The organism is Pseudomonas sp. H1_G08 (assembly GCF_054681355.1).
Window position 1 is genome coordinate 639,618 of the sequence record NZ_CP162822.1, and the last position, 26,553, is coordinate 666,170.

The following is a 26,553-nucleotide window of genomic DNA, read 5'->3' on the forward strand; positions in this document are numbered from 1 at the left end:
CAGAACGAGGCGTCCGTCACCTGTCAGATCTGACAGGTGGGGACGGTTTTCCGACCAATGGTATCGCTGAAGGGGTGGGCGCTCCTGCGCCGCCGAGAGGCCTAGCTCGCGCAAGCTGCACTCGACAGGATCTTCAGCCGCTGCAAGATTTGCATCCAAGAAGATCAAAATGTGGGAGCGAGCTTGCTCGCCAAAAGGCCGGCTCTCTCACTCGAATCACTCAGCCGAACCGCATCATCCAGGCAACTCCAGATTATCCAGCACCCGATTTACCGCCAGTTCCCCGAGCATGATCAGTTGCGCAATCCCCATCAGCGTTCGGCGCTGCGATGGTTTGACCAGCCCGGCGAATTCCTGGGCGATGGTTTTGGCCGAGGCGAGGGTTTCGCAGGCGTTGGCCAGGAGGTCTTCGTTTTTGGTGTCGGCGGTGACGGCGTACATGGCGCGGGGGCTGAAGGGTGGTGGGGTCGAGCCGGGTGGGCAGAGGTAGTGGTCGAGGGCGCGATCGGCGGCTTCGTGGAGTTTTTTTGAATCGAGGGATTCGTAGGGGGAGGTGGGGGCGGATTCGGGCGGGTTGGGTGTTGGTTTGATCATGGTGAAGCTCCTTTGAAATGGAGCCGCGACAACCTGTCGCTAAACAGGGAGGGTGGCGGCTGTACGCGGGTTAGCGAACCGGTCAAAGGCACCCGGCAGACCCGAAGGTCTCCCGCATACAGCCACCATGACGAAATCGCGAAAATACAGATCCGCAACGAAGCCTGGAACGCTGATGCACCTTTGACTTGAGTTCGAGTCGCTAAACCCGATCGCTGATTCGTCAGCGACCGGACCACAATAGAATCCGACCCCAAAGCGCACAAGCCGGCGGATTCTGGCTTGGCTGTAGGCAATGGCGCAAGGATTTGTAGCCTTGAGACCGTGTCTGCTGGTGTCTTGTAAACAGCTTCGTTTAAATCGAAAAAAATGCGCCGCATTCGAAGGCCTCTTCGCGAGCAGGCTCGCTCCCACAGGGGCCGTATTCCAAATGTCCGATTGGGAATGCATGTCAAACTGTGGGAGCGAGCCTGCTCGCGAAGGGGCCAGCCCAATCAGCCGATAAATCCCAAGTAAAACCGCTCTATTTCATTCCCCGGCAAAAGTTGGAAAGCTTCTTGCAGTAGCCGCCCTGCGCCCGTTCGGGGCGTCAAAAGTTTGCTTTAAAGGAACGGGGAAAACCGGTGGATCGCACTCAGTTATTCAATACAGCACGCACCAACGTTGCCGACCTCAGTCGAGGCAATCTGGGCGTGCCGTTGTTGCTGCTGGTCATGCTGGCGATGATGATGTTGCCGGTGCCGCCGTTCCTGCTCGACGTCTTCTTTACCTTCAACATTGCCCTGTCCATCGTCGTCCTGCTGGTCTGCGTGTATGCGCTGCGGCCGCTGGATTTTGCCGTGTTCCCGACGATTCTGCTGGTGGCGACGTTGCTGCGACTGGCGCTGAACGTGGCCTCGACGCGGGTGGTAATGCTCCACGGTCAGGACGGCCACGCCGCCGCCGGTAAGGTGATTCAGGCCTTCGGTGAGGTGGTGATCGGCGGTAACTACGTGGTCGGTATCGTGGTCTTCGCGATCCTCATGATCATCAACTTCGTCGTGGTGACCAAGGGTGCCGGGCGGATTTCCGAGGTGAGCGCGCGCTTCACCCTCGATGCGATGCCCGGCAAACAAATGGCGATCGACGCCGACCTCAACGCCGGCCTGATCGACCAGAATCAAGCCAAGTCGCGCCGTCAGGAAGTCGCCCAGGAGGCGGAGTTCTACGGTTCGATGGACGGTGCCAGCAAGTTTGTCCGTGGTGACGCCATCGCCGGCCTGCTGATTCTGTTCATCAACCTCATCGGCGGCATGGCCGTGGGTATCTTCCAGCATGGCATGAGCTTCGGCGACGCGGGCAAGGTTTACGCCTTGCTGACCATCGGTGACGGTTTAGTGGCGCAATTGCCATCACTGTTGTTATCTACAGCAGCGGCGATCATGGTGACCCGTGCTTCCGGCTCGGAAGACATGGGCAAGCAGATCAATCGCCAGATGTTCGCCTCGCCGAAAGCACTGGCCGTGGCCGCTGGTTTGATGGCGGTGATGGGCCTTGTGCCGGGCATGCCGCACTTCTCCTTCCTGAGTATGGCGGCGCTGGCTGCGGGCGGCGCTTACCTGTTCTGGAAGAAGCAGAACGTTGCCAAGGTTGTGGCGCTGGAAGAGGTCAAGCGTCAGCAGGAACTGCTGCCGTCACCGGCCCGCGCCATGGAAACCAAAGAGCTGGGCTGGGACGACGTGACGCCGATCGACATGATCGGCCTGGAAGTCGGCTATCGCCTGATTCCGCTGGTGGACCGCAATCAGGGTGGGCAATTGCTCGCGCGGATCAAGGGTGTGCGCAAGAAACTCTCGCAGGATCTGGGCTTTCTGATGCCGACCGTGCATATCCGCGACAACCTCGATCTGGCGCCGAGCGCGTATCGGCTGACGCTGATGGGCGTGATTCTCGCCGAGGCCGAGATCTACCCGGATCGCGAACTGGCGATCAACCCGGGTCAGGTCTACGGCTCGCTCAACGGTATCAACGCCAAAGATCCGGCTTTCGGCCTGGAGGCGGTGTGGATCGAAATCAGCCAGCGCGCCCAGGCGCAATCGCTCGGCTACACCGTGGTCGATGCGAGCACCGTGGTCGCCACGCACTTGAACCAGATTCTGTACAAGCACTCCAGTGAGCTGATTGGCCACGAGGAAGTGCAGCAACTCATGCAATTGCTGGCCAAGAGCTCGCCGAAACTGGCGGAAGAGCTGGTGCCGGGCGTGGTTTCGCTGTCGCAGTTGCTCAAGGTCCTGCAAGCGCTGCTCGCCGAGCACGTGCCGGTGCGCGACATTCGCAGCATCGCCGAAGCGATCGCGAACAACGCTGCCAAGAGTCAAGATACCGCCGCGCTGGTCGCCGCTGTGCGGGTCGGCGTATCCCGTGCAATCGTCCAAAGCATTGTAGGCACTGAGTCCGAGCTGCCTGTAATCACATTGGAACCAAGGTTGGAACAGATATTGCTCAATAGTCTGCAGAAGGCAGGACAAGGCTCGGAAGAGGGCGTTCTGCTGGAGCCGAGCATGGCCGAGAAGCTGCAGCGTTCGTTGATCGAAGCGGCCCAGCGTCAGGAAATGCAAGGCCAACCGGTGATCCTGCTGGTAGCCGGCCCGATTCGCGCGATGCTCTCGCGCTTCGGCCGCCTCGCAGTGCCAGGCCTGCATGTGCTGGCCTACCAGGAAGTACCGGACAACAAGCAAGTGACCATCGTTGCGACAGTAGGGCCCAACGGCTGAGGTAGTGGTTTATGCAAGTTAAGCGTTTTTTTGCCGCCGATATGCGTCAGGCCATGAAGCTGGTTCGCGATGAGCTGGGCGCTGATGCCGCCATCATCGGCAACCGCCGCATTGCCGGCGGCGTCGAGTTGACGGCGGCTCTGGATTACAAACTGTCGGCGCTGGCGCCACGGGTTCCGAACATGGAACTCGAAGACGAGCTGCGCAAGACCCAGTCGCGCATCGTCACCGCCCAGGCCGAGCTGAGCCTGCGTGGCGAAGCCGACGGCAACACCAATCAGCAGTTGTTCGCCGGGCTGCCGTTGACCGCAGGCCTGCCGCTGACCGCCGCCGAGCCGCTGAGCGAGCCGACCTACGCCGCACCGACGCGCCCGGCCGCAGCGCCTGCGCAGGCCTCGGCGGGCGTCGATCCGCGTGCGCTGGATTCGATGCGTTTTGAATTGAACAGCCTGCGCGAGCTGATGGAAGTGCAACTCGGCACCCTGGCCTGGAATCAGCTGCAAGGCAGCCGTCCGGCCCAGGCCAATCTGTATCGCCGTCTGCAGCGCATCGGCCTGTCCGGCCCGCTGTCGCGCGATCTGTTGGCGATGATCACCGATATCGAAGAACCCCGTCAGGCCTGGCGCATGCTGCTGGCGCACCTGGCGCGGATGATTGCCGTACCGGAAGTCGAGCCGCTGGAAGAGGGCGGTGTGATTGCCATGGTCGGCCCGGCCGGCATGGGCAAGACCACCACGCTGGCCAAGCTTGCCGCGCGTTATGTGCTCAAGTACGGCGCGCAGAACGTTGCGCTGGTGAGCATGGACAGCTTCCGCATCGGCGCGCAGGAACAATTGAAAACCCTCGGGCGCATCCTCAACGTGCCGGTAACGCACGTCGATCCGGGTCAGTCGCTGGTGCAGGCATTGGATCCACTGCTACGCAAACGCGTGGTTTTGATCGATACTGCCGGCCTGCAAGCCAGTGATCCGGCGTTGCGCATGCAGCTTGAGAGCCTGGCCGGGCGTGGCATTCGCTCAAAAAATTATCTGGTCCTGGCAACCACCAGCCAGAAACAGGTTCTAACCGCCGCTTATCACAGTTACAAGCGTTGCGGGCTGGCCGGCTGCATCCTGACTAAACTGGATGAAACGGCCAGTCTCGGCGAAGTGTTGAGCCTGGCGATCAGTCATGAATTGCCGGTCGCGTACCTGACCGATGGCCCACGGATTCCGGATGATCTGCATCTGCCGCGTCGTCATCAATTGGTCAGCCGCGCCGTCAGCGTGCAAATGCAGGAAGAACCCAGCGAAGAAGCCATGGCTGACATGTTCGCTGATATCTATCACAGCCCGACCAAGCAGGTTGGCTGAGGTAATCATGAACAGTTTTTGTACCTACATCGATGGTCTGCCACGCATTGTTCCGATCAGGAACGCGCAGCCAGTAATGTGGCCTCCGTCTATGCAAGACAAGGTAAAGAAATAACATGGGCAGCATGCATCCCGTACAGGTGATCGCGGTGACCGGCGGCAAAGGTGGCGTCGGCAAGACTAACGTGTCAGTGAACTTGTCGCTGGCGCTGGCAGAGCTTGGCCGTCGGGTCATGCTGCTGGACGCCGACCTGGGCCTGGCGAACGTCGACGTTCTGCTGGGGCTGACACCCAAGCGCACACTGGCCGACGTTATCGAAGGCCGTTGCGAACTGCGCGACGTGCTGTTGCAAGGCCCGGGCGGGATTCGCATCGTGCCGGCGGCCTCCGGCACGCAGAGCATGGTGCACTTGAGCCCGGCGCAACACGCCGGCCTGATCCAGGCGTTCAGCGACATCGGCGACAATCTCGACGTGCTGGTGATCGACACCGCTGCGGGTATTGGTGACTCGGTAGTCAGTTTCGTTCGTGCCGCGCAAGAGGTGTTGCTGGTGGTCTGCGACGAGCCGACTTCGATCACCGACGCTTACGCGCTGATCAAGTTGCTCAACCGCGACTACGGCATGAACCGCTTCCGCGTGCTGGCCAACATGGCGCAGAGCCCGCAAGAAGGGCGCAACCTGTTCGCCAAGTTGACCAAGGTCACGGATCGCTTCCTCGACGTCGCCCTACAATATGTCGGCGCCGTGCCATACGACGAAAGCGTGCGCAAGGCAGTGCAGAAGCAGCGCGCCGTCTACGAAGCCTTTCCCCGTTCCAAGTGCGCACTGGCCTTCAAGGCCATCGCCCAGAAGGTCGATACCTGGCCGCTGCCCGCCAACCCGCGCGGGCATCTGGAATTTTTCGTCGAGCGTCTCGTGCAGCAAACCGCAGGGCCTGTGATATGACCGCCAGTGGCATGAATCTTTACAAAAAGTCGGCGCGTGACGCGCAATACGAATTGATCGAGCGCTACGCGCCACTGGTCAAGCGCATTGCCTATCACTTGCTGGCGCGCCTGCCGGCCAGCGTGCAGGTCGAAGACCTGATCCAGGCCGGGATGATCGGTTTGCTGGAAGTCTCGACCAAATACGACGCCAGCAAAGGCGCCAGTTTCGAAACGTACGCGGGCATTCGAATCCGCGGCGCGATGCTCGATGAAGTGCGCAAAGGGGATTGGGCACCACGCTCGGTTCACCGTAATACCAGGATGGTCAGCGACGCGATTCGCTCGATTGAAGCTAAAACCGGCCGTGACGCTAAAGATCACGAGGTTGCGGCCGAACTCCAATTGAGTCTCGACGATTACTACGGGATTCTGAATGACACCTTGGGCAGTCGCCTGTTCAGTTTCGACGACCTGTTGCAGGACGGCGAACACGAAGGGCTGCACGAGGATGGCGCCAGTGCTCATATGGAGCCGTCACGCGATCTGGAAGATGAACGCTTTCAGGCGGCGCTGGCGGACGCGATTGCCAATTTGCCGGAGCGTGAGCGACTGGTGTTGGCGCTGTACTACGACGAAGAGCTGAACCTCAAGGAGATCGGTGAAGTCCTTGGCGTCAGTGAATCGCGGGTCAGCCAGTTACACAGCCAGTGCGCGGCCCGTCTGCGGGGGCGTTTGGGGGAGTGGCGAGCGCGCTGAAGGCAGTGTGGGGACACTGCGAAACGAGGCTGGTGCGGTGATGAACGGCGCCGGTCTCGATCCGTTGTGCTCCAGACAAACTTTAAGTGCTGCGCCGATTGATTGAAGTGGCGCGTCCAGGTGCTGGGCGCGTTTAAGACTGCTTGGAGGTCGAATTGAACAAAGACATGAAAATCCTCATCGTTGATGACTTCTCAACGATGCGGCGGATCATCAAGAACCTGCTGCGCGATCTTGGGTTCACCAACACCGTCGAGGCCGACGATGGCACCACTGCCATTCCGGTGCTCAACAGCGGCAGCATCGACTTTCTGGTAACGGACTGGAACATGCCGGGCATGACCGGTATCGACCTGCTGCGTCACGTGCGCGCCGATGAGAAACTCAAGCACCTCCCGGTGTTGATGGTGACTGCTGAAGCCAAGCGCGAGCAGATCATCGAGGCCGCTCAGGCCGGTGTGAACGGTTACGTAGTCAAACCTTTCACGGCTCAGGCGTTGAAAGACAAAATCGAGAAGATTTTCGAACGCATCGGCTGATGAATGCGCGGGGGAGCTATGGAGCATAACGAATCATCACAGGGCGATTTCGAATCGACCCTGAAAAAACACGCGGTCGAACTGGTCGAGAGCCTTGAAAAAGGCAAGTTCGGCGACGCGGTGCAACTGATCCATGAGCTCAATCAGACCCGTGACCGCGGCCTGTATCAGGAAGTGGGCAAGCTCACACGTGAACTGCACAGTGCGATCGTCAATTTCCAGATAGATCCGCACATGCCGCAGGCCGAGGAAGTGTCGCAAATCACCGACGCCACCGAACGCCTGGGCTATGTGGTCAAGCTGACGGAAGCCGCGGCCAACCGCACCATGGATCTGGTGGAAAGCGCCACGCCGGTGGTCAACAGTCTCGCTGATGAAGCGCAGACGTTGAGCGCCGATTGGGGCCGCTTCATGCGTCGCGAGGTCGGGGCTGAAGAGTTCCGTGAACTGGCGCGCCGGGTCGACGGTTTTCTGTCACGCAGCAGCACGGACAACCGTGCGGTGTCGAGCAACCTCAACGACATCCTGCTGGCTCAGGATTACCAGGACCTCACAGGTCAAGTGATCAAGCGTGTGACCCAACTGGTCACCGAAGTCGAAAGCAATCTGCTCAAACTCGTGCTCATGGCCAGTCAGGTCGACCGCTTTGCGGGCATCGAACATGACCGCGCCGCAATGCTTGCTGAAAAAGATCCACAAAAACATCTCTCGCAGGGTGAAGGTCCGCAGATTCATGCCGATAAACGAGAAGACGTTGTGTCCGGTCAGGACGATGTGGACGATTTGTTATCCAGCCTTGGATTCTAGAGTTTCGGAATTCGGGTTTTTTGGGTTTTTAGACCTGTAGGAGCACCCCATTAATGAGCTTCGGCGCCGATGAAGAGATCCTTCAGGATTTCCTGGTTGAGGCCGGCGAGATTCTTGAGCAACTGTCCGAACAACTGGTCGAGCTGGAAAGCCGTCCGGATGATGCAGATCTGCTCAATGCAATTTTTCGCGGTTTCCACACTGTAAAAGGGGGCGCCGGCTTCCTTCAGCTCAATGAGCTGGTGGAGTGCTGTCACATCGCCGAAAACGTGTTCGACATCCTGCGCAAGGGTGAGCGTCGCGTTGATGCAGAACTGATGGACGTTGTGCTCGAAGCACTGGACGCGGTGAACAGCATGTTCAGCGAAGTCCGTGAGCGTGCACCGATCACCGCTGCCACGCCGGAACTGTTGGCCGCGCTGGCGCGTCTGGCCGAACCGCAATCGGCGGATGAAGCCCCGGCTTCGCCGGTTGCCGAGATGATCGAAGAACTGGTCGTTGAAAGCGACTCCTCGGACGACATCACCGATAACGAATTCGAACAACTGCTGGACTCGCTGAACGCCGTCAAGGCCCAGGCCGAGGCTCCGGCCGCTGTTGCTGCTCCCGCGCCGGTTGCCGACACGGCGGCCAGCGATGAAATCACCGACGCCGAATTTGAATCGCTGCTCGATCAACTGCATGGCAAAGGCCAGTTTGCTGTCGATGCGGTCGCTCCGGCGGCACCAGCAGCGCCGGCTGCTCCGGCCGCGCCTGCTACGGGCGACAGCTCGGACATCACCGACGACGAATTCGAAGCCTTGCTCGATCAGTTGCACGGCAAGGGCAACTTCGCCGTTGACGCGCTGGAATCGGCCATCGCTTCGGCCCCGTCAGCACCTGCTGCACCGGCAGCCGCTGCGGCCGGCAGTGACCTGATCAGCGATCACGAATTCGAATCGCTGCTCGACGAACTGCACGGCAAAGGCAAGTTTGACGCCAGCGCTGCGACTGCCGGCTCCGTGTCGAGCGTCGCCACGCCAGCGGCGAAAGCTCCGGCTGCCGCTGCTGCGCCGAAGCCTGCCGCCAAGCCTGAACCGAAAGCCGAGGCGCCGAAACCGGCCGCCGCTGCTGCACCGGCTCCGGCCCGCGCGCCAGCTGCTGCCCCGGCAGAAAAGCCGGCCAGCGAAGCGGAAACCACCGTGCGCGTCGACACCGCGCGGCTCGACGAGATCATGAACATGGTCGGCGAGCTGGTGCTGGTGCGTAACCGTCTGGTGCGTCTGGGCCTCAACAGCGGCGACGAAGCCATGTCCAAGGCTGTGTCGAACCTCGACGTGGTCACCGCTGACCTGCAGACCGCCGTGATGAAAACGCGGATGCAGCCGATCAAGAAGGTCTTCGGGCGCTTCCCGCGTCTGGTTCGCGACCTCGCACGTCAGCTCAAGAAAGAGATCAACCTGGAACTGGTGGGCGAAGAAACCGACCTCGACAAAAACCTTGTCGAGGCTCTGGCCGACCCGCTGGTCCACTTGGTGCGCAACGCTGTCGACCACGGCATCGAGTCGCCGGAAGAACGCGAAGCATCGGGCAAGGCCCGTGGCGGTCGCGTGGTGCTGGCGGCCGAGCAGGAAGGCGACCATATCCTGCTGTCGATCTCCGACGACGGCAAAGGCATGGACCCGAACGTTCTGCGTTCGATCGCGGTAAAACGCGGTGTGATGGACAAGGACGCCGCCGATCGCCTGAGCGATACCGAGTGCTACAACCTGATTTTCGCCCCGGGTTTCTCGACCAAGACCGAGATCTCCGACGTGTCCGGCCGTGGTGTCGGCATGGACGTGGTGAAGACCAAGATTTCCCAGCTCAACGGTTCGATCAACATCTACTCGACCAAGGGCCAGGGTTCGAAGATCGTCATCAAGGTGCCGCTGACCCTGGCGATCATGCCGACGCTGATGGTCATGCTCGGCAATCAGGCGTTCGCGTTCCCGCTGGTCAACGTCAACGAAATCTTCCACCTCGACCTGTCGACCACCAACGTCGTCGACGGTCAGGAAGTGGTGATCGTGCGCGACAAGGCGCTGCCATTGTTCTACCTCAAGCGCTGGCTGGTGAGCTCCGCCGCTCACGAAGAGCAGCGCGAAGGCCATGTGGTGATTCTTTCGGTGGGCACTCAGCGGATCGGCTTCGTCGTCGATCAACTGGTCGGCCAGGAAGAAGTGGTCATCAAGCCACTGGGCAAAATGCTCCAGGGAACTCCGGGCATGTCCGGCGCCACCATCACCGGTGACGGCCGCATTGCGCTGATTCTCGATGTTCCAAGCATGCTCAAGCGTTACGCCACAAAGCGTATTTGAATCCGGGGCGGCGGCGCGATGACGCGCCGCTGCACCTAATGGAGTGTTTATGGCAGTCAAAGTCCTGGTGGTGGACGATTCGGGTTTTTTCCGCCGCCGCGTCTCGGAAATTCTTTCGGCGGATCCGAGCATCCAGGTGGTCGGCACGGCCACCAACGGTAAAGAGGCGATCGATCAGGCCATGGCCCTCAAGCCTGACGTGATCACCATGGACTACGAGATGCCGATGATGGACGGCATCACGGCAGTGCGGCACATCATGCAGCGCTGCCCGACCCCGGTGTTGATGTTCTCCTCGCTTACGCATGAAGGCGCGCGGGTAACCCTCGATGCGCTGGACGCCGGCGCGGTGGATTTCCTGCCGAAGAATTTCGAAGACATCTCGCGCAACCCCGAAAAGGTCAAGCAGTTGCTGTGTGAGAAAGTCCACAGCATCTCGCGCAGTAACCGTCGTTTCAGTGCCTACAGCGCGCCGGCTCCCGCCGCTGCGCCAGCGCCGACGCCTGCTCCGGCAGCGTCGAGCTACGGCAGCCACACGAGCCACAGCAGCCCTGTCCCGGCACGTCCGGCACCTGCGCCTGCGCCTGCCCGTGCATCCGCTGCCAGTGCTTCGTCGCCGGCACCGAAACGCAAAGCCTACAAACTGGTTGCCATCGGCACCTCGACGGGTGGCCCGGTCGCGCTGCAACGCGTACTGACGCAGTTGCCGGCGAACTTCCCGGCGCCGATCGTGCTGATCCAGCACATGCCGGCGGCGTTCACCAAGGCGTTTGCCGAGCGTCTCGACAAGCTCTGCCGCATCAGCGTCAAGGAAGCCGAGGATGGCGACATCCTGCGTCCGGGCCTGGCGCTGCTGGCGCCGGGTGGCAAGCAGATGATGATCGACGGCCGTGGCGCGGTGAAGATTTTGCCGGGTGACGAACGTCTGAATTACAAGCCGTGCGTGGATATCACTTTCGGTTCTGCAGCCAAGTCCTACGGCGACAAAGTTCTGGCAGTCGTACTGACCGGCATGGGCGCCGACGGCCGCGAAGGCGCGCGTCTGCTCAAGCAGGGCGGCAGTTCGGTGTGGGCGCAGGATGAGGCAAGCTGCGTGATCTACGGCATGCCGATGGCCATCGTCAAAGCCGATCTTGCTGACGCGGTGTATGGTCTGGACGACATCGGCAAGCACATCGTCGAGGCGTGTATCTGATGGATGTTCTCAGCCTTATCGGCCTCATCATGGCGTTCGTCGCCATCATCGGCGGCAACTACCTTGAAGGCGGTCACCTCGGCGCGCTGGCCAACGGCCCGGCGGCGCTGATCGTGCTGGGCGGCACGGTCGGTGCTGCGCTGCTGCAATCGCCGATGAGTGCGTTCAAGCGCGCCATGCAGATTCTCGGCTGGATCTTCTTTCCGCCGCGTGTCGATCTGGCCGGCGGCATCGACCGCGTGGTCAATTGGAGCCTTACGGCGCGCAAGGAAGGCTTGCTCGGCCTCGAAGGCGTGGCCGACGCCGAACCTGACAGCTACTCGCGCAAAGGTCTGCAACTGCTGGTCGACGGCGCCGAGCCGGAGGCGATTCGCAGCATTCTCGAAGTGGATTTCTACACTCAGGAATCCCGCGACATCGAAGCGGCCAAGGTCTTTGAGAGCATGGGCGGCTACGCGCCGACCATCGGCATCATCGGTGCGGTGATGGGCCTGATTCACGTGATGGGCAACCTCGCTGATCCGTCGCAATTGGGTAACGGTATCGCCGTGGCGTTTGTCGCGACCATCTATGGCGTGGCCAGTGCCAACCTGATCCTCTTGCCGGTCGCGGCCAAGCTCAAGTCCATCGCGTTGCGGCAGTCGCGTTATCGCGAAATGTTGCTGGAAGGAATTCTGTCGATCGCCGAAGGTGAAAACCCTCGTTCCATTGAGTTGAAGCTGCAAGGCTTCATGGACTAAGGGAATAACCTCATGGCTCGTCGTCGCCACCAGGAAGAACACGTGAATCACGAGCGCTGGCTCGTGTCCTACGCGGATTTCATCACTTTGCTGTTCGCGTTTTTCGTGGTGATGTACTCGATCTCGTCGATCAACGAAGGCAAGTACAAAGTCATTTCCGAAGCGCTGATCGGCGTGTTTACCGACTCCGACCGCTCGCTCAAACCGATCCCGATCGGCGACGAACGACCGAAAACCGTGACCCCGGCCAAGCCGCTGGTCAAGGATGCCGAACAGGTCGACGCCGGTATTTCTGGGGCCAGCGATCCACTGAAAAGCATCGCCGATGACATCAGTGCCGCCTTCGGTGACTTGATCAGCTCCAACCAGATGACCGTGCGCGGCAACGAGTTGTGGGTCGAGATAGAGCTCAATTCCAGCCTGTTGTTTGGCAGCGGCGACGCCATGCCGAGCGACATCGCGTTCAACATCATCGACAAGGTCGCGGCGATCCTCAAACCGTTCGATAACCCGATCCACGTCGAAGGCTTCACCGACGATCAACCGATCCGCACCGCGCAGTACCCGACCAACTGGGAACTGTCCTCGGCGCGCTCGGCGAGCATCGTGCGCATGCTCGCCATGCAGGGCGTAAACCCTGGGCGACTGGCGTCGGTGGGCTACGGCGAATTCCAGCCGGTGGCCAATAACGCCACGGTCGAAGGCCGGGCGAAGAACCGCCGCGTGGTGCTGGTGGTGTCGCGCAATCTCGATGTGCGCCGCAGCCTGACGGGCACCGGAACCGCCAATGCGCAACCGGACGCGGCGTTGAAGCGCGCTGGCACACAAACTGCACCGACCCCGGTCAAGACGCCGGGACGCGAGAGTGCCGTCAATTCTCCGTCGCCCGCATTAACACGCTGAAGCATGTCTCGGCCAATCAACCTGGCCGGGAGGAACGAACTGAATGAGAGTCTGGGCAGTCGCCAATCAAAAGGGTGGTGTTGGTAAAACCACATCCTCCATCGCTTTAGCCGGGTTGCTGGCCGAGGCGGGCAAGCGCGTGGTTGTGGTCGATCTCGACCCGCACGGCTCGATGACCAGCTATTTCGGTTACGACCCCGACAGCCTGGAGCACAGCAACTACGACCTGTTTCTGCACAAGGGCAGCGTGCCGCAAGGCCTGCCGGGGCAGTTGCTGTTGTCGACCAGCGACGAACGCATTTCCCTGCTGCCGTCGAGCACCGCACTGGCGACCCTTGAGCGGCAGTCGCCGGGGCAGAGTGGCCTGGGTCTGGTGATCGCCAAGAGTCTGGCGCAATTGTGGCAGGACTTCGATTACGCGATCATCGACAGCCCGCCGTTGCTCGGTGTGCTGATGGTCAACGCTCTCGCGGCGAGCCAGCAACTGGTGATCCCGGTGCAGACCGAGCACTTGGCCGTGAAAGGTCTGGAGCGCATGGTCAACACCCTGGCGATGATCAATCGCTCGCGCAAACAACCGCTGCCGTTCAGCATCGTGCCGACCCTGTTCGACCGCCGCACGCAGGCGTCGATGGGCACCTTGCGCGTGCTGCGTGACAAATTCCCCGACGACATCTGGCACGGCTACATCCCGGTCGATACCCGTCTGCGCGACGCCAGCCGGGCGGGCGTCACGCCTTCGCAATTCGACGGCAAGAGCCGTGGCGTCCTGGCCTACCGCGCACTGCTCAAGCACCTGCTCGCGCAGCAACTTGTTCCGCAGGTGGCCTGAGCATGATCCTTATTCGTGTAGGAGCTGCCGAAGGCTTCGATCTTTTGATCTGGCCTGTCAGTGCTCCTGAAAAGATCAAAAGATCGCAGCCTTCTGCAGCTCCTACAGGGAGTCGCGCATGAACCGGCCGGTGAAGCTGACTTCTCGTCCGCAACAGGCCTTGCAGTCCTATCTGGAAGACCTGTTGCTCGACCTGCCCGAGGACTTGCCTGCGCCGGTCGAAGCGCCGCCGCCAGTCGCCGAACAGGCGCAGCCTGAAGTGGTGGAAAGCACCGAGGCCATGGACGAGTTCCAGGCCGCGGTGCTGGAAGAACAGGCCCGCGACGCGCAGAAATCCGTCGCTCCGATTACCGCGCCCGCTGCTGCCCCCGTGGGCAAGGCGCCAGTCGCGCTGATCGACGAACCGCGCGCGCCGCTGTCGACCTTGGCGCCGCTGCTGCAAACGCAATTATTGACCGTGCCGGAACCCGAGCCGGAGCCTGAAGCCGCGCCGCCAGTGGCGGAACCGCAGGTGCTGGTCCCGCCGCTGGTCGAAGTGCATCTGCCACCGAACAACCCGCCGCCACCGGTCGAACCCGATGGCCGTCCGGCCTGGGCTGCCGATGCTTTCGAATGCTTGCTGTTCGACGTTGCCGGGCTGACCCTGGCGGTGCCGCTGGTGTGCCTCGGCTCGATCTATTCGCTGGCCGGCCACGAGCTGACGCCGCTGTTTGGTCAGCCGGAGTGGTTCCTCGGCATTCTGCCGAGCCAGGCTGGCAACCTGAAAGTTCTGGACACCGCGCGCTGGGTCATGCCGGATCGTTACCGCGATGACTTCCGGCAGGGCCTGCAATACGTGATTTCGGTACAAGGTTACGAGTGGGGGCTGGCAGTGCATCAGGTCAGCCGCTCGTTGCGCCTGGACCCGAATGAAATCAAATGGAGAAGTCACCGGGGTCAGCGGCCATGGCTCGCCGGCACCGTGATCGAGCACATGTGTGCATTGCTTGACGTATCCGCACTGGCCGAGTTGATCGCCAGCGGCGGGGCAAAGCACTTGAGTGGCAACAAGCCGCTACATAAACCGACATAGCAGCCGACATAACAATCAGGCGATGGCATTTTCCAATGCCACCACACAGAACACACACCGCCCGGGGCGGTTTTTTCGAGGGGTCAGGGTATGAGTAGTCAGGCGTCGAATGCAAAAGGTTCTGAAGATCCGATCCTGCAATGGGTGACCTTCAAACTGGATAACGAAACCTACGGCATCAACGTGATGCGCGTGCAGGAAGTGCTGCGCTACACCGAGATCGCGCCGGTGCCGGGTGCACCGAGCTACGTGCTGGGCATCATCAACCTGCGCGGTAACGTGGTCACCGTGATCGACACCCGTCAGCGCTTCGGCCTGCACAGCGGCGAGATCAGCGACAACACCCGTATCGTGATCATCGAAGCCGACAAGCAAGTCGTTGGCATCATGGTCGACAGCGTGGCCGAAGTGGTTTACCTGCGTCAGTCGGAAATCGAAACCGCGCCGAACGTCGGTAACGAAGAATCGGCCAAGTTCATTCAGGGCGTGTGCAACAAGAACAACGAACTGCTGATTCTGGTCGAGCTGGACAAGATGATGAGCGAAGAAGAATGGTCGGAACTGGAGAGCATCTGATTTGATTCTCGAGGTTGCGGTAATTGTTCTGTTCCTGTTCTGGGCCGGCACGCTGGCGATGTTCGTCTCGTACATCAAGGCGCAGCGAGTGATCGCTGCACAGCAGGCCCAGGGTGATGCGCTGCGTGATCAGCGCATCAAGGAACTGGCCAAACGCGTCGACGATTACCAGAACGGCAACGTGCGCATGGGCGAGGCCCTGCACGAGTTGCGCGCGGTGGTAAGCCCGTTGCCGGACAAGATCGTTGCACTGGAACAACGCGACCCGTCGAGCCTGTCATTCGCCCAAGCGGCGAAACTGGTGGGCATGGGCGCCAGCGTCGATGAACTGACTCAGTCGTGCGGGTTGACCCAGGCTGAGGCGGAGTTGATGCGCAAGTTGCACAAGGGCAGCTAGGGGCTTCAAGCTTCAAGCGGCAAGCAAGATCAAAAGATCGCATCGGAGGCAGCGCCTGCATAAATCTCGTGTAAGCGGTGTCGAAGGCTGCGATCTTTTTTCTCGATTGCATCGCAGGCATAGCGATCCGCAGTTGTCCGCATCAGCTCGCCGGAGTTTTTGTGTAACTGATCAGTTGATACAGGGCTTTCTGCTCACCGTTACCGCCGAAGTCGGCGTTGCCCCAGGCCACTACCCGACGATCTGCCCTGAGTGCCACGAAGGTATCGCCTCCTCCGTACACAGCACGCACGTCAGTGAGCAAATGGGCAACTGCGCTGGTATCGCCGCCGCCGTTCTCTCTTCCCCACGCAACTGCCACGCCGTTGCTGCGCAATGCTACGACCGCGTCTTGGTTGGCATTAATGGCGACAATGTCTCTCAACTGGCGAATGTCTGGCGGAATGTCAACGATATCGCTGGGGAGGGTAGCCCAAGCGTGCACTGAGCCATCCCCGCACAGCACGACAAATCCGGATCCGGAGCCTATGACGTGGACGATGTCGTTGCGACTGGCAATCTCTTCTGGCATGGCCGGCATATGTCCCCATACGACCAGTGCGCCATTGCTTCTGCGTGCTGCAAAGGCTGAGCTGTTACTGGCCAGGTCGACGATATCTCTAAGCGCTGCGATGTCCGACGGCACTTGGCCTCCAAGCGATTCATGCCCCCATGCGCGCACTTGGCCATTGCCGCTCAGTACTGCGAAAGCATGAGTCGAGCAAGCCAGTCTGGTTATGTCGGTGAGCAACGCGATATCGTCCGGCAACTGCGCTGAATGGTCATGATAGCCCCAACAGACGACGTTGCCAGTGCTGCGCAGCGCGGCGAAACCATACTGGCCACCCGACGCTTGCATGATATCGGTCAAATCGGCGATTTCGGGCGGAAGTGCGCCTCCCATCTCGGGCATGCCCCATGCGACAAGCTTGCGCGATTCAAGAAGGGCTACGAAAACATAAGTGCTTCCCGACACCGCGACAACCGTATTCAGCTGTGCGATATCTTCGGGGACGGTCCCGCTGGGCTGAAGTCCCCAAGCGAGGACATTGCCTTGCGCGCGCCGAATCGCAAAGGCTCTCATCCCCGCCGACAACTCTACGACGTCGTGCGCTTCTCTTACCGGTTCCGGCAAAGTGCCGCCGCCATCGACGTGACCCCATGCATGGACTGCCCGGCTGTCCAAAACAGCGCACAGGGCGAATGATGTACCGATAATGTTTGACGGGTTCAGGGTTATCCGTTTCTTGCCCGACCAGACGACCAGTTCCTCATAAGGCCGGACATCGAAAAATTCGCTACCAGTGGCTGGCTGCTTGTCTCCAACATACTGCCACGTGACGTTCAACGGTTTGAGCGTTGAGGCGTCCAGCGCTACAAGTCGCCAGCTGCGCGTGTAGAAGTTGCCAAGACCACCCCGATTGCCGCGTGCGCCCATGACCAGCAGTCCGCCTTCAGCGTTTATCTTCAGGGGCAATTCATCTTTCTCGTTTGGCATGGAATCAATCCCTCAAGATTGTGGACCTGCGGGCAACCTGGTCAGGTCTGGTCCGTAATCAAGCGCTGCGGGATCGGGCATGCGCTACTGTCAGACCTGACAGTAGCGACAAACGGTATATGGCAGGGCGCAGAAGAGACTGCGACTGCGGCTCAGTAGTCATCCCCGCGCGCGGTGATGTCCTTCTCGACCATCGGCGCGTTCGGGTCTTGTCCTTCGGGGAATTTGCCCTTCAGATTCCAGGCAAACGCGATGATCTCGGCGATGGTGCGATAGAGCTCTTCGGGAATGCTGTCGCCCAGTTCCATCCGCGCCAGCAGGCGCACCAGTTCGGCGTTCTCGTAGATCGGCACTTCGTAATCGCGAGCGATACGCAGGATTTCTTCGGCCAGTTCTTCGTCGCCCTTGGCGGTGAGGGTCGGGGCGTGGTTGCCGTCGTATTTGAGGGCGATGGCCTGGCGTGGGGCGGTGGAATCGTTCATGCGGTTTCGTCGACCCAGCGGTGTTCGAGGCGGGTTTGGTTGCCTTGCGGCGGGGTGCCGTGGTGGCAGTCGAGGTCGCCGACGTTGAGCCCGGAATCGAGCAAGCGCTGGCGCAGGGCGAACAGGTTGTTCTCGATCAGGTCGGCGGTGTACGGCCGCTCGGCCCACAGCTGACTGGACAGGCTGCCGGCGATCAGTTGCGCCTGAATCTGCATCGGCCCGAGCGGTTCCAGATCGAAGGCCAGATCGACGCGCCACAGTTGCTGTTTGGCTTCGCGTTCATCGCGGCGTTCATGCGGCTGCGGCTCTCGCTCCGGCGCTTCTTCACGCTGGAATTTGACCTGCAACGGCACGATGTCTTGCAAATTGCGCATGGGGATTTCCAGTTGCCAGGTGCTGAGCAGGCGGCCATCGTCGGTGACGCCGGTCTGTTCCAGGCTCGACAGCTGATGGCTCTGCAGACGCGACACCGCAGCGGCGGCGAGGCGCAGCAGTTGTTCGAGATCACCTTCGCCTTCGAGTTTCGCCAGCAGTCGTTCGGGCAACGGGAAGCTGCTCGGCACCGGTTTGGCGCTGACCTGGCCGAGGGTGCCGAGGGCGTTCCGGACGAAACTCGGCAGTGCCTGGGCCAGGGTATTGGCGGCGATGATCGCATTGAAATTGGTGTTGCTCGGCAGGCCCGGGGTCAGTTGCGCGATCAGTTTTAGCAGGTCGGCTTTCATGTCCGGGGCGAGAGTCGGGTTTTGTCCGCCGAGCAATTTCGCTTCGAGGAACGCGCCGCTGTTGGCCAAGGCCAGCGCCACGCCTTTGGCGGTGCTCATTTGCGGCAGGTCCGGCAGGCTGGCAAGCAGCTTGTCGACCACCGTGCGCAGATCGGCCGAAGTCTGATCGCTGGATGGCGGCAGGTTCTGCAACATCTTCAGCAGACCATCGAGCGAGCCCTGACGACTTTGCTGACCGAGCAATTGCTGACTCACCGCCAGTTGTTCCTGGCGGCTGCTCAGCGGCACGAATTTGAGGGTTTGCGCATCCTGCACCTGCGCCGACAACAAGGTGCCGATGCGCAGCGGTTGCGGGCTGTCGACGGTCAAAGTGCTGCCGCTCAATGCGGTGTTGAGCAGAGTGACCATCGAGCGAAATACCGCCGCTTGCCCCGGCGTCTGCGGCAGGGCCTGCGAGGTCACGACTTTGCCTTGCAGCAGGGTGCCGGCGGGCAATTGCGCGGTATCGATGCGGGTCAGGGTGGCGACGCTGCTGGCAATCGCTTGTTGTACGGTGATCGCCAGATTGCCGGCCGAGGGCTGAGTGATCGCCAGGTTGGTGCCCTGTGGCAACGGCAGGTTGCTGCTGGCCTGCACGGTGGTCTGGCGACCGCTGTCGAGGGTCACTTTGAGCAGCAATTCAAAGGTCTGATCAGCCTGCTTGAGCGACAACACCTCGGCCTTGGCGCTTTGCCCCGCGCCGATCAAGCCCTCGACCGGCGTCAGCAGCTTGAGCAGTTCACCCGTCTGCGGGCGAGCGCTCGCCGGCACGGTGGGCGGCAGCGGGAGGATGTTCATTTCGCCTGTCATACGCGGACACAACCTGAGGAAATTGCGCTCTTGAGAGTAAGGCACGGCATGTATAATGCCGCGCGTCGTGCGCTTCGTTCAAAAAACCTGGCAATTGTTTGATCCAGCTCGCCAGATCGAGCGATCAAAGCATCTATGCTGCATCTCTTTAACGGCCGCTCTAGAGCCGACTTGAACCGTATAAGGCCCGTGATCCCTTGACCAGTCCTGTCCTGCAAACCGTTGCCCTGGCGTGTGAACGCGATCTGCGGCTGCTTTTCGAAAACCTCGAATTGCGCCTGGCCAGTGGTGACATGGTGCAGATCAGCGGCCCCAACGGCAGCGGCAAGACCAGTCTTTTACGTCTGCTCGCCGGTTTGATGCAACCCACCGACGGCCAGGTGCTGCTCAACGGTCAGCCGCTGACCGAGCAACGCAGCGAACTGGCGCGAAACCTGTTGTGGATCGGCCACGCTGCCGGGATCAAGGATCTGCTCACTCCCGAAGAAAACCTGTCGTGGCTGTGCGCCCTGCATCATCCCGCCGAACGCGAGGCGATCTGGCAGGCGCTGGCAGCGGTAGGATTGCGCGGTTTCGAAGACGTTCCCTGCCACAGCCTTTCCGCCGGTCAACAGCGCCGTGTGGCGCTGGCGCGGTTGTATCTGGACAGCCCGCCGTTGTGGATTCTCGATGAACCTTTCACCGCGCTGGACAAGCAGGGTGTCGCTCAGTTGGAAGAGCATCTGGCCGGCCACTGCGAACGCGGCGGTCTGGTGGTGCTGACCACCCACCACACCCTGAGCCGCATGCCGGCCGGTTATCGCGACATCGATCTGGGGAAATGGGCGGTATGAGTGTCTTCGGCCTGCTGCTTGCCCGCGAATCGCGCCTGCTGTTCCGCCGCCCGGCGGAGCTGGCCAATCCGCTGATTTTCTTTGCCATCGTCATTGCCCTTTTCCCGCTGGCCGTCGGCCCGGAAACTCAAGTCTTGCAAAACCTGTCCCCGGGGTTAGTCTGGGTGGCGGCGTTGTTGTCGGTCCTGCTTTCGCTGGACGGATTGTTTCGCAGTGACTTCGAAGACGGCTCGCTGGAACAGTGGGTCCTTTCGTCGCACCCGCTGCCGCTTCTGGTCCTGGCCAAGGTGCTGGCACACTGGCTGTTCTCCGGTCTGGCACTGGTGCTGCTGTCGCCGGTGCTGGCGTTGATGCTCGGTTTGCCGGCCGCGTGCCTGCCGGTGCTGCTGTTGTCGCTGCTGTTGGGCACGCCAGTGTTGAGCCTGCTCGGTGCAGTCGGTGCTGCGCTGACGGTCGGCCTGAAGCGCGGCGGGCTGTTGCTGGCGCTGCTGATTCTGCCGTTGTACATCCCGGTGTTGATCCTTGGCAGTGGCGCGTTGCAAGCGGCGTTGCAAGGCATGCCGGCGACCGGATACTTGTTGTGGATGGCCAGCCTCACAGCGCTGGCGATCACCCTGACACCCTTTGCAATAGCCGCTGGCCTGAAGATCAGCGTCGGCGAATAATAATGAGGCCTGGTCAAAAATTGACCACTTCTTCCAGAAGAAAGGCATGACCCTCTGCCAGCTCGCGATGATGAGCGGCAACCGTGACGGAAACAGTATGAACTGGACCTGGTTTCACAAGCTCGGCTCGCCCAAGTGGTTCTACGGCATCAGCGGCAAGTTCCTGCCGTGGTTGAGCATTGCAGCGTTGCTGCTGATCGGCGTTGGCGTGGTCTGGGGCCTGGCGTTCGCGCCGCCGGATTACCAGCAAGGCAACAGCTTTCGCATCATCTATATCCACGTGCCAGCGGCGATGCTCGCCCAGTCGATCTACGTGATGCTCGCGGTGTGCGGCGTAGTCGGGCTGGTGTGGAAGATGAAACTGGCCGACGTCGCTTTGCAATGCGCCGCACCGATCGGTGCGTGGATGACCGCCGTGGCGCTGGTCACCGGGGCCATCTGGGGCAAACCAACCTGGGGCTCGTGGTGGGTGTGGGATGCGCGCCTGACCTCAATGCTGATTCTGCTGTTTCTGTATTTCGGCGTGATCGCGCTGGGCAATGCCATCAGCAACCGCGACAGCGCCGCCAAGGCCTGCGCGGTGCTGGCGATCGTTGGCGTGATCAACATTCCGATCATCAAATACTCGGTGGAGTGGTGGAACACCCTGCACCAGGGCGCGACGTTCACCCTCACGGAAAAACCGGCGATGCCAGCGGAAATGTGGCTGCCGCTGCTGCTGACGGTGCTGGGTTTCTACTGCTTCTTCGGCGCCGTGCTGTTGCTGCGCATGCGGCTGGAAGTGCTCAAGCGCGAGGCCCGCGCCAGTTGGGTGAAGACCGAAGTGCAGCAGAGTCTGGAGGCGGCGCGATGAGTTTTGCTTCATTCGGCGATTTTCTCGCCATGGGCCATCACGGCCTGTATGTCTGGTCGGCCTACGGCATCTGCCTGACGGTGCTGGCCCTCAACGTGGTGGCGCCGATTGCGGCGCGTAAGCGTTATCTGCAACAAGAGGCGCGTCGGCTGCGCCGGGAGAACGGCAAGTGAATGCGCTGCGCAAAAAACGTCTGATCATCATTCTGGCGATTCTGGTCGGAGTGGGCGCTGCTGTCGGCCTGGCCCTGAGCGCGTTGCAGGAAAACATCAATCTGTTTTACACGCCGACGCAAATCGCCAACGGCGAAGCGCCGCAGGACACGCGCATCCGCGCCGGCGGCATGGTCGAGGCCGGTTCGCTGCAACGCTCCAAGGATTCGCTGGACGTCAAATTCGTCGTCACCGATTTCAACAAATCCGTGACCATCGCCTATCGCGGCATCCTCCCGGATCTGTTCCGCGAAGGGCAGGGCATCGTTGCCCTCGGAAAGCTCAACGCTGATGGCGTAGTGGTCGCCGATGAAGTGCTGGCCAAGCACGACGAGAAGTACATGCCGCCGGAAGTGACCAAAGCGCTGAAGGACAGCGGTCAATCCGCACCGACGCCTGTGAAGGAGGGTTGATCGATGGCTGCTGCACTGTTTATTCCCGAGCTGGGCCATTTGGCGATGATCCTCGCCCTGTGTTTTGCACTGGTCCAAGCGCTGGTGCCGATGCTCGGCGCGTGGCGCGGTGACCGCTTGTGGATGAGCCTGGCGCAACCGGCGGCGTGGGGCCAGTTTGCCTTTCTGCTGTTTGCCTTTGGCTGCCTGACCTACGCGTTCATGACCGACGATTTCTCGGTCGGCTACGTTGCGATGAACTCCAACAGCGCGCTGCCGTGGTACTACAAATTCAGCGCAGTGTGGGGTGCCCACGAAGGTTCGCTGCTGCTGTGGGCGTTGATCCTCGGCGGCTGGACCTTCGCCGTGTCGGTGTTCTCCCGGCAGTTGCCACAAGTCATGCTCGCCCGGGTACTGGCGGTGATGGGCATGATCAGCACCGGTTTCCTGCTGTTCCTGATTCTTACCTCGAACCCGTTTTCGCGGATCCTGCCGCAGATTCCCGCCGACGGTCGCGACCTCAATCCTTTGCTGCAGGACATTGGCCTGATCGTGCATCCGCCGATGCTGTACATGGGTTACGTCGGTTTCTCGGTGGCCTTCGCATTTGCCATCGCCGCGCTGCTCGGCGGGCGTCTCGATGCGGCATGGGCGCGCTGGTCGCGGCCATGGACCATCGTCGCCTGGGCCTTCCTCGGGATCGGCATCACCCTCGGTTCGTGGTGGGCGTATTACGAACTCGGCTGGGGCGGCTGGTGGTTCTGGGACCCGGTGGAAAATGCCTCGTTCATGCCATGGCTGGTCGGCACCGCGTTGATTCACTCGTTGGCGGTCACCGAGAAACGCGGCGTGTTCAAGAGCTGGACGGTGTTGCTGGCGATTGCCGCTTTTTCGTTGAGCCTGCTCGGCACCTTCCTCGTCCGCTCGGGCGTGCTGACTTCGGTGCATGCCTTCGCTTCGGATCCCGAGCGCGGTGTGTTCATCCTGATTTTCCTGCTGTTCGTGGTGGGCGGTTCGCTGACCCTTTTCGCCCTGCGCGCGCCAGTGGTGAAAAGTCAGGTCGGGTTCAATCTTTGGTCACGGGAAACCTTGCTGCTGGGCAACAACCTGGTGCTGGTCGTCGCTGCATCGATGATCCTGCTTGGGACCTTGTATCCGCTGATTCTTGATGCCATCAGCGGCGCCAAGCTGTCGGTCGGCCCACCATACTTCAATGCGTTGTTCATTCCGTTGATGGCGTTGCTGATGCTGGTCATGGCGATCGGCGTGATCGTGCGCTGGAAGGACACACCAGTGAAATGGCTGGCGAGCATGCTCACTCCGGTGCTGCTCGGCAGCGTCGCATTGGCCGTGGTGGCCGGCGTGGCTTATGGCGATTTCAACTGGGCAGTGATCGCGACGTTCCTGCTGGCGGCGTGGGTGTTGCTTGCCGGTGTGCGCGATTTGTTCGACAAGACGCGGCACAAAGGTCTGATCAAAGGTTTGCCGACGCTGACCCGCAGTTATTGGGGCATGCAGATCGCCCACCTCGGCATCGCCGTGTGCGCGCTGGGCGTGGTGTTGTCGAGCCAGAACAGTGCCGAACGCGACCTGCGTCTGGCGCCGGGCGAGTCGATGGATCTGGCCGGCTATCAATTCGTCTTCGAGGGCGCCAAGCATTTCGAAGGGCCGAATTTCACCTCGGACAAAGGCACCATCCGCGTCATTCGCGACGGCGAGGAAATCAGCGTACTGCACCCGGAAAAACGTCTGTACACCGTGCAGAACTCGGTGATGACCGAAGCCGGGATCGATGCCGGTTTCACTCGCGATCTCTACGTCGCCCTCGGCGAGCCGCTGGATAACGGCGCCTGGGCCGTGCGCGTTCACGTCAAACCGTTCGTGCGCTGGATCTGGTTCGGCGGCTTGCTCACCGGATTGGGTGGTGTGCTGGCGGCGCTGGATCGGCGTTATCGGGTCAAGGTGAAAAGCAAAGTGCGCGAAGCGCTGGGCATGACGGGAGCGGCGGCATGAGGCGTTGGTTGATGTTGTTGCCGTTGGCGATTTTTCTGCTGGTGGCGGTGTTTCTCTATCGCGGCTTGTACCTGGATCCGGCGGAGCTGCCGTCGGCGATGATCGACAAGCCGTTCCCGGAGTTTTCCCTGCCGAGTGTGCAGGGTGACAAGACGCTGACCAAGGCCGACATCCTCGGCAAACCGGCGCTGGTCAATGTCTGGGGCACCTGGTGCATTTCCTGCCGGGTCGAGCATCCGGTGCTGAACAAACTTGCCGAGCGCGGCGTGGTGATCTACGGCATCAACTACAAGGACACCAATGCCGACGCCTTGAAATGGCTGGCCGAGTTCCACAATCCGTATGCGCTGGATATTCGTGACGACGAGGGTTCGCTGGGCCTCAACCTCGGTGTCTACGGCGCGCCGGAAACCTTCTTTATCGACGCCAAAGGCATCATCCGCGACAAGTTCGTCGGGGTGATCGACGAGCAGGTCTGGCGCGAAAAACTCGCGGCCAAGTATCAGGCGCTGGTCGATGAGGCCAAGCCATGAAGCGTTTTCTCGCTGCGGTCGTGTTGGGTTTGAGCCTGGCCGGTGTCGCCCATGCGGCCATCGACACCTACGAATTTGCCAAAGAGGGCGACCGCGAGCGTTTCCGCGAGCTGACCAAGGAACTGCGCTGCCCCAAATGCCAGAACCAGGACATCGCCGACTCCAACGCACCGATTGCCGCCGACCTGCGCAAAGAGATTTTCCGCATGCTCGGCGAGGGCAAGGACAATCAGCAGATCATCGACTTCATGGTCGATCGCTACGGTGATTTCGTCCGCTACAAACCGGCGCTCAATGCCAAGACTGCGCTGCTGTGGTTCGGCCCGGCCGCTCTGCTGCTCGGTGGTTTCGTGGTGATCGCGCTGATCGTGCGCAGGCGTCGCGGGCAACGCGCCGAAACGCCGTCATCGCTGTCTGCCGAAGAACGTCAGCGCCTCGACCAACTGTTGGATAAAAACCAAGAATGATTGATTTCTGGCTTGCCGCAGGGCTGTTGCTTCTGGTCGCCCTGAGTTTTCTGCTGATCCCGGTACTGCGCGAACGCCGCGCTCAGCGGGAAGAAGATCGCACCGCGTTGAACGTCGCGCTGTACCAGGAACGGGTTGCCGAGCTGCAAGCGCAGCAGGCCGAAGGCGTGCTCGACGCCGCGCAACTGGACAGCGGCCGCGCAGAAGCCGCGCGTGAATTGCTCGCGGACACCGAAGGCGTCACCGCACCGCGTGTCTCCCGCCTGGGCAAGCCGTTGCCGCTGCTGGCCGCCGTGTTGGTACCGGTGCTGGGTCTCGGTCTGTACCTGCATTTCGGCGCCGCCGACAAGGTCGAACTGACCCGCGAATTCGCTCAGGCACCACAGTCGATGGAAGAGATGACCCAGCGTCTGGAGCGTGCGGTCGCCGCACAACCGGATTCCGCCGAAGGTCTGTATTTCCTCGGCCGTACCTACATGGCTCAAGACCGTCCGGCAGACGCGGCGAAGATGTTCGAACGCGCCGCCAACCTCGCCGGTCGCCAGCCGGAACTGCTCGGCCAGTGGGCGCAGGCGCAGTATTTTGCTGACGGTAAAAAGTGGTCGGAGCAGATTCAGAAACTGACCGACGAAGCGCTGAAGGCCGATCCGAAGGAAGTTACCAGCCTCGGCCTGCTCGGCATCGCCGCGTTCGAAGGCGAGCGTTATCAGGAGGCCATCGACTACTGGAATCGCCTGCTCGCGCAACTGCCGCCGGATGACAACTCTCGCGCTGCGCTGCAAGGCGGCATCGAGCGTGCCGCCGAACGCTTGAAAGCCAGCGGCGGCAAAGTTGCCCAGGCACCGGCGCCGAAAGCGGCATTGCTGACAGTCAGCGTTGATCTGGCCAGCGAACTCAGGAGCAAGGTGCAACCGGGCGACAGCGTGTTCATCTTCGCCCGCGCCACTTCTGGCCCACCGGCGCCGCTGGCGGCCAAACGCCTGACCGTCGCCGACCTGCCGGTAACCGTCGAACTGGGCGATGCCGACGCGATGATGCCGCAGTTGAAACTGTCCAACTTCCCTGAAGTCCAACTGGTTGCGCGCATCTCACGGGCCGGTCAACCGACTGCCGGTGAGTGGATCGGTCGCAGCGGCCCAGTGGCCAGCAGCACCACCGCGCCACAAAAACTGACTATCGACAGCCCGGACAAGTAACCGGACCCAACAGGAA

The 26,553-nt window shown here is 61.2% G+C and carries 27 protein-coding genes; 23 read left to right on the forward strand and 4 right to left on the reverse strand.

Annotation, left to right across the window (positions count from 1 at the left end):
* Positions 1 to 234: 234 nt before the first annotated feature.
* A complete protein-coding gene (locus AB4N85_RS02945; RefSeq protein WP_252869010.1) occupies positions 235 to 594 on the reverse strand; it encodes a DUF6124 family protein in 360 nt (119 codons plus the stop codon).
* A 623-nt stretch (positions 595 to 1,217) separates the two neighbouring features.
* Between AB4N85_RS02945 and flhA the strand changes: the two genes are divergently transcribed.
* The 14 genes from flhA (at position 1,218) to AB4N85_RS03015 (ending at position 15,783) form a co-directional block, all read left to right on the forward strand.
* Positions 1,218 to 3,347 carry a flagellar biosynthesis protein FlhA gene (gene flhA / locus AB4N85_RS02950; protein ID WP_016771062.1) on the forward strand — a complete coding sequence of 710 codons (2,130 nt, stop codon included), beginning with the start codon at positions 1,218 to 1,220 and terminating at the stop codon, positions 3,345 to 3,347.
* 11 nt (positions 3,348 to 3,358) lie between these two features.
* Positions 3,359 to 4,699, forward strand: a complete 1,341-nt coding sequence (gene flhF / locus AB4N85_RS02955; RefSeq protein WP_024012117.1) for a flagellar biosynthesis protein FlhF — start codon at positions 3,359 to 3,361, stop codon at positions 4,697 to 4,699.
* A 116-nt stretch (positions 4,700 to 4,815) separates the two neighbouring features.
* Positions 4,816 to 5,646, forward strand: a complete 831-nt coding sequence (gene fleN / locus AB4N85_RS02960) for a flagellar synthesis regulator FleN (RefSeq protein WP_016771060.1) — start codon at positions 4,816 to 4,818, stop codon at positions 5,644 to 5,646.
* A complete protein-coding gene (gene fliA, locus AB4N85_RS02965; RefSeq protein ID WP_016771059.1) occupies positions 5,643 to 6,383 on the forward strand; it encodes an RNA polymerase sigma factor FliA in 741 nt (246 codons plus the stop codon). Before fleN ends, fliA begins: the two co-directional genes overlap by 4 nt.
* Positions 6,384 to 6,550: 167 nt before the next feature.
* Positions 6,551 to 6,922 (forward strand): chemotaxis response regulator CheY, encoded by a 372-nt coding sequence (locus AB4N85_RS02970; protein ID WP_024012118.1) that lies wholly within the window; start codon positions 6,551 to 6,553, stop codon positions 6,920 to 6,922.
* Between the two features lie 18 nt (positions 6,923 to 6,940).
* On the forward strand, positions 6,941 to 7,729 hold the full coding sequence (locus AB4N85_RS02975) for a protein phosphatase CheZ (RefSeq protein WP_016771058.1): 789 nt from the start codon (positions 6,941 to 6,943) through the stop codon (positions 7,727 to 7,729).
* 53 nt (positions 7,730 to 7,782) lie between these two features.
* Positions 7,783 to 10,068, forward strand: coding sequence for a chemotaxis protein CheA (locus AB4N85_RS02980; RefSeq protein WP_150741290.1), 2,286 nt, complete (start codon positions 7,783 to 7,785; stop codon positions 10,066 to 10,068).
* A 49-nt stretch (positions 10,069 to 10,117) separates the two neighbouring features.
* The gene (locus AB4N85_RS02985) at positions 10,118 to 11,263 is read left to right on the forward strand and encodes a protein-glutamate methylesterase/protein-glutamine glutaminase (protein ID WP_056783833.1); all 1,146 of its coding nucleotides are present in this window, start codon (positions 10,118 to 10,120) and stop codon (positions 11,261 to 11,263) included.
* Positions 11,263 to 12,003 carry a flagellar motor protein gene (locus AB4N85_RS02990; RefSeq protein ID WP_016771055.1) on the forward strand — a complete coding sequence of 247 codons (741 nt, stop codon included), beginning with the start codon at positions 11,263 to 11,265 and terminating at the stop codon, positions 12,001 to 12,003. Before AB4N85_RS02985 ends, AB4N85_RS02990 begins: the two co-directional genes overlap by 1 nt.
* Positions 12,004 to 12,015: 12 nt before the next feature.
* On the forward strand, positions 12,016 to 12,906 hold the full coding sequence (gene motD / locus AB4N85_RS02995) for a flagellar motor protein MotD (RefSeq protein WP_016771054.1): 891 nt from the start codon (positions 12,016 to 12,018) through the stop codon (positions 12,904 to 12,906).
* Positions 12,907 to 12,949: 43 nt separating this feature from the next.
* Positions 12,950 to 13,738 (forward strand): ParA family protein, encoded by a 789-nt coding sequence (locus AB4N85_RS03000; protein WP_024012121.1) that lies wholly within the window; start codon positions 12,950 to 12,952, stop codon positions 13,736 to 13,738.
* Between the two features lie 118 nt (positions 13,739 to 13,856).
* Complete coding sequence (locus tag AB4N85_RS03005; RefSeq protein WP_252869012.1) at positions 13,857 to 14,810, forward strand: CheW domain-containing protein; 954 nt, start codon at positions 13,857 to 13,859, stop codon at positions 14,808 to 14,810.
* Positions 14,811 to 14,900: 90 nt separating this feature from the next.
* Positions 14,901 to 15,386, forward strand: a complete 486-nt coding sequence (locus AB4N85_RS03010; protein WP_016771050.1) for a chemotaxis protein CheW — start codon at positions 14,901 to 14,903, stop codon at positions 15,384 to 15,386.
* A gap of 1 nt (position 15,387) precedes the next feature.
* Positions 15,388 to 15,783 carry a DUF2802 domain-containing protein gene (locus tag AB4N85_RS03015; protein WP_016771049.1) on the forward strand — a complete coding sequence of 132 codons (396 nt, stop codon included), beginning with the start codon at positions 15,388 to 15,390 and terminating at the stop codon, positions 15,781 to 15,783.
* A 142-nt stretch (positions 15,784 to 15,925) separates the two neighbouring features.
* Here the strand turns inward: AB4N85_RS03015 and AB4N85_RS03020 are convergent, their stop codons facing one another.
* The 3 genes from AB4N85_RS03020 to fliK form a co-directional block, all read right to left on the reverse strand.
* The gene (locus tag AB4N85_RS03020) at positions 15,926 to 17,320 is read right to left on the reverse strand and encodes an RCC1 domain-containing protein (protein WP_252869013.1); all 1,395 of its coding nucleotides are present in this window, start codon (positions 17,318 to 17,320) and stop codon (positions 15,926 to 15,928) included.
* A 152-nt stretch (positions 17,321 to 17,472) separates the two neighbouring features.
* Positions 17,473 to 17,802, reverse strand: coding sequence for an EscU/YscU/HrcU family type III secretion system export apparatus switch protein (locus AB4N85_RS03025; RefSeq protein WP_041479625.1), 330 nt, complete (start codon positions 17,800 to 17,802; stop codon positions 17,473 to 17,475).
* The gene (gene fliK, locus AB4N85_RS03030) at positions 17,799 to 19,373 is read right to left on the reverse strand and encodes a flagellar hook-length control protein FliK (RefSeq protein WP_252869014.1); all 1,575 of its coding nucleotides are present in this window, start codon (positions 19,371 to 19,373) and stop codon (positions 17,799 to 17,801) included. Before fliK ends, AB4N85_RS03025 begins: the two co-directional genes overlap by 4 nt.
* Positions 19,374 to 19,570: 197 nt before the next feature.
* On the opposite strand from fliK, the gene ccmA reads away from it, so the two are divergent.
* The 9 genes from ccmA to ccmI all read left to right on the forward strand — a co-directional run bounded on the left by ccmA (position 19,571) and on the right by ccmI (position 26,537).
* Entirely contained in the window at positions 19,571 to 20,206 is a 636-nt protein-coding gene (gene ccmA, locus AB4N85_RS03035) for a cytochrome c biogenesis heme-transporting ATPase CcmA (RefSeq protein ID WP_073472746.1), read from the forward strand.
* Positions 20,203 to 20,871: a heme exporter protein CcmB gene (gene ccmB, locus AB4N85_RS03040; protein WP_252869015.1), complete on the forward strand. Its 669-nt coding sequence runs from the start codon at positions 20,203 to 20,205 to the stop codon at positions 20,869 to 20,871. Before ccmA ends, ccmB begins: the two co-directional genes overlap by 4 nt.
* Before the next feature lie 97 nt (positions 20,872 to 20,968).
* Entirely contained in the window at positions 20,969 to 21,724 is a 756-nt protein-coding gene (locus tag AB4N85_RS03045) for a heme ABC transporter permease (RefSeq protein WP_038860475.1), read from the forward strand.
* Entirely contained in the window at positions 21,721 to 21,897 is a 177-nt protein-coding gene (gene ccmD / locus AB4N85_RS03050) for a heme exporter protein CcmD (RefSeq protein WP_071171457.1), read from the forward strand. The genes AB4N85_RS03045 and ccmD overlap by 4 nt, the downstream gene beginning before the upstream one ends.
* Entirely contained in the window at positions 21,894 to 22,349 is a 456-nt protein-coding gene (gene ccmE, locus AB4N85_RS03055; RefSeq protein WP_016771044.1) for a cytochrome c maturation protein CcmE, read from the forward strand. The genes ccmD and ccmE overlap by 4 nt, the downstream gene beginning before the upstream one ends.
* 3 nt (positions 22,350 to 22,352) lie before the next feature.
* Complete coding sequence (locus AB4N85_RS03060; protein WP_095180732.1) at positions 22,353 to 24,341, forward strand: heme lyase CcmF/NrfE family subunit; 1,989 nt, start codon at positions 22,353 to 22,355, stop codon at positions 24,339 to 24,341.
* Entirely contained in the window at positions 24,338 to 24,874 is a 537-nt protein-coding gene (locus AB4N85_RS03065) for a DsbE family thiol:disulfide interchange protein (RefSeq protein ID WP_024012128.1), read from the forward strand. The genes AB4N85_RS03060 and AB4N85_RS03065 overlap by 4 nt, the downstream gene beginning before the upstream one ends.
* On the forward strand, positions 24,871 to 25,341 hold the full coding sequence (locus AB4N85_RS03070; RefSeq protein ID WP_252869016.1) for a cytochrome c-type biogenesis protein: 471 nt from the start codon (positions 24,871 to 24,873) through the stop codon (positions 25,339 to 25,341). The genes AB4N85_RS03065 and AB4N85_RS03070 overlap by 4 nt, the downstream gene beginning before the upstream one ends.
* Entirely contained in the window at positions 25,338 to 26,537 is a 1,200-nt protein-coding gene (gene ccmI / locus AB4N85_RS03075; RefSeq protein ID WP_056783853.1) for a c-type cytochrome biogenesis protein CcmI, read from the forward strand. The genes AB4N85_RS03070 and ccmI overlap by 4 nt, the downstream gene beginning before the upstream one ends.
* Positions 26,538 to 26,553 lie beyond the last annotated feature (16 nt).

What these genes read in the sequence shown, in the direction of transcription:
- AB4N85_RS02945 (WP_252869010.1), bottom strand. Translation starts at nt 594, where the DNA reads ATGATCAAACCAACACCCAACCCGCCCGAATCCGCCCCCACCTCCCCC.
- flhF (WP_024012117.1), top strand. Translation starts at nt 3,359, where the DNA reads ATGCAAGTTAAGCGTTTTTTTGCCGCCGATATGCGTCAGGCCATGAAG.
- fleN (WP_016771060.1), top strand. Translation starts at nt 4,816, where the DNA reads ATGGGCAGCATGCATCCCGTACAGGTGATCGCGGTGACCGGCGGCAAA.
- fliA (WP_016771059.1), top strand. Translation starts at nt 5,643, where the DNA reads ATGACCGCCAGTGGCATGAATCTTTACAAAAAGTCGGCGCGTGACGCG.
- AB4N85_RS02970 (WP_024012118.1), top strand. Translation starts at nt 6,551, where the DNA reads ATGAAAATCCTCATCGTTGATGACTTCTCAACGATGCGGCGGATCATC.
- AB4N85_RS02975 (WP_016771058.1), top strand. Translation starts at nt 6,941, where the DNA reads ATGGAGCATAACGAATCATCACAGGGCGATTTCGAATCGACCCTGAAA.
- AB4N85_RS02980 (WP_150741290.1), top strand. Translation starts at nt 7,783, where the DNA reads ATGAGCTTCGGCGCCGATGAAGAGATCCTTCAGGATTTCCTGGTTGAG.
- AB4N85_RS02985 (WP_056783833.1), top strand. Translation starts at nt 10,118, where the DNA reads ATGGCAGTCAAAGTCCTGGTGGTGGACGATTCGGGTTTTTTCCGCCGC.
- AB4N85_RS02990 (WP_016771055.1), top strand. Translation starts at nt 11,263, where the DNA reads ATGGATGTTCTCAGCCTTATCGGCCTCATCATGGCGTTCGTCGCCATC.
- motD (WP_016771054.1), top strand. Translation starts at nt 12,016, where the DNA reads ATGGCTCGTCGTCGCCACCAGGAAGAACACGTGAATCACGAGCGCTGG.
- AB4N85_RS03000 (WP_024012121.1), top strand. Translation starts at nt 12,950, where the DNA reads ATGAGAGTCTGGGCAGTCGCCAATCAAAAGGGTGGTGTTGGTAAAACC.
- AB4N85_RS03005 (WP_252869012.1), top strand. Translation starts at nt 13,857, where the DNA reads ATGAACCGGCCGGTGAAGCTGACTTCTCGTCCGCAACAGGCCTTGCAG.
- AB4N85_RS03010 (WP_016771050.1), top strand. Translation starts at nt 14,901, where the DNA reads ATGAGTAGTCAGGCGTCGAATGCAAAAGGTTCTGAAGATCCGATCCTG.
- AB4N85_RS03020 (WP_252869013.1), bottom strand. Translation starts at nt 17,320, where the DNA reads ATGCCAAACGAGAAAGATGAATTGCCCCTGAAGATAAACGCTGAAGGC.
- AB4N85_RS03025 (WP_041479625.1), bottom strand. Translation starts at nt 17,802, where the DNA reads ATGAACGATTCCACCGCCCCACGCCAGGCCATCGCCCTCAAATACGAC.
- fliK (WP_252869014.1), bottom strand. Translation starts at nt 19,373, where the DNA reads ATGACAGGCGAAATGAACATCCTCCCGCTGCCGCCCACCGTGCCGGCG.
- ccmB (WP_252869015.1), top strand. Translation starts at nt 20,203, where the DNA reads ATGAGTGTCTTCGGCCTGCTGCTTGCCCGCGAATCGCGCCTGCTGTTC.
- AB4N85_RS03045 (WP_038860475.1), top strand. Translation starts at nt 20,969, where the DNA reads ATGAACTGGACCTGGTTTCACAAGCTCGGCTCGCCCAAGTGGTTCTAC.
- ccmD (WP_071171457.1), top strand. Translation starts at nt 21,721, where the DNA reads ATGAGTTTTGCTTCATTCGGCGATTTTCTCGCCATGGGCCATCACGGC.
- AB4N85_RS03060 (WP_095180732.1), top strand. Translation starts at nt 22,353, where the DNA reads ATGGCTGCTGCACTGTTTATTCCCGAGCTGGGCCATTTGGCGATGATC.
- AB4N85_RS03065 (WP_024012128.1), top strand. Translation starts at nt 24,338, where the DNA reads ATGAGGCGTTGGTTGATGTTGTTGCCGTTGGCGATTTTTCTGCTGGTG.
- AB4N85_RS03070 (WP_252869016.1), top strand. Translation starts at nt 24,871, where the DNA reads ATGAAGCGTTTTCTCGCTGCGGTCGTGTTGGGTTTGAGCCTGGCCGGT.
- ccmI (WP_056783853.1), top strand. Translation starts at nt 25,338, where the DNA reads ATGATTGATTTCTGGCTTGCCGCAGGGCTGTTGCTTCTGGTCGCCCTG.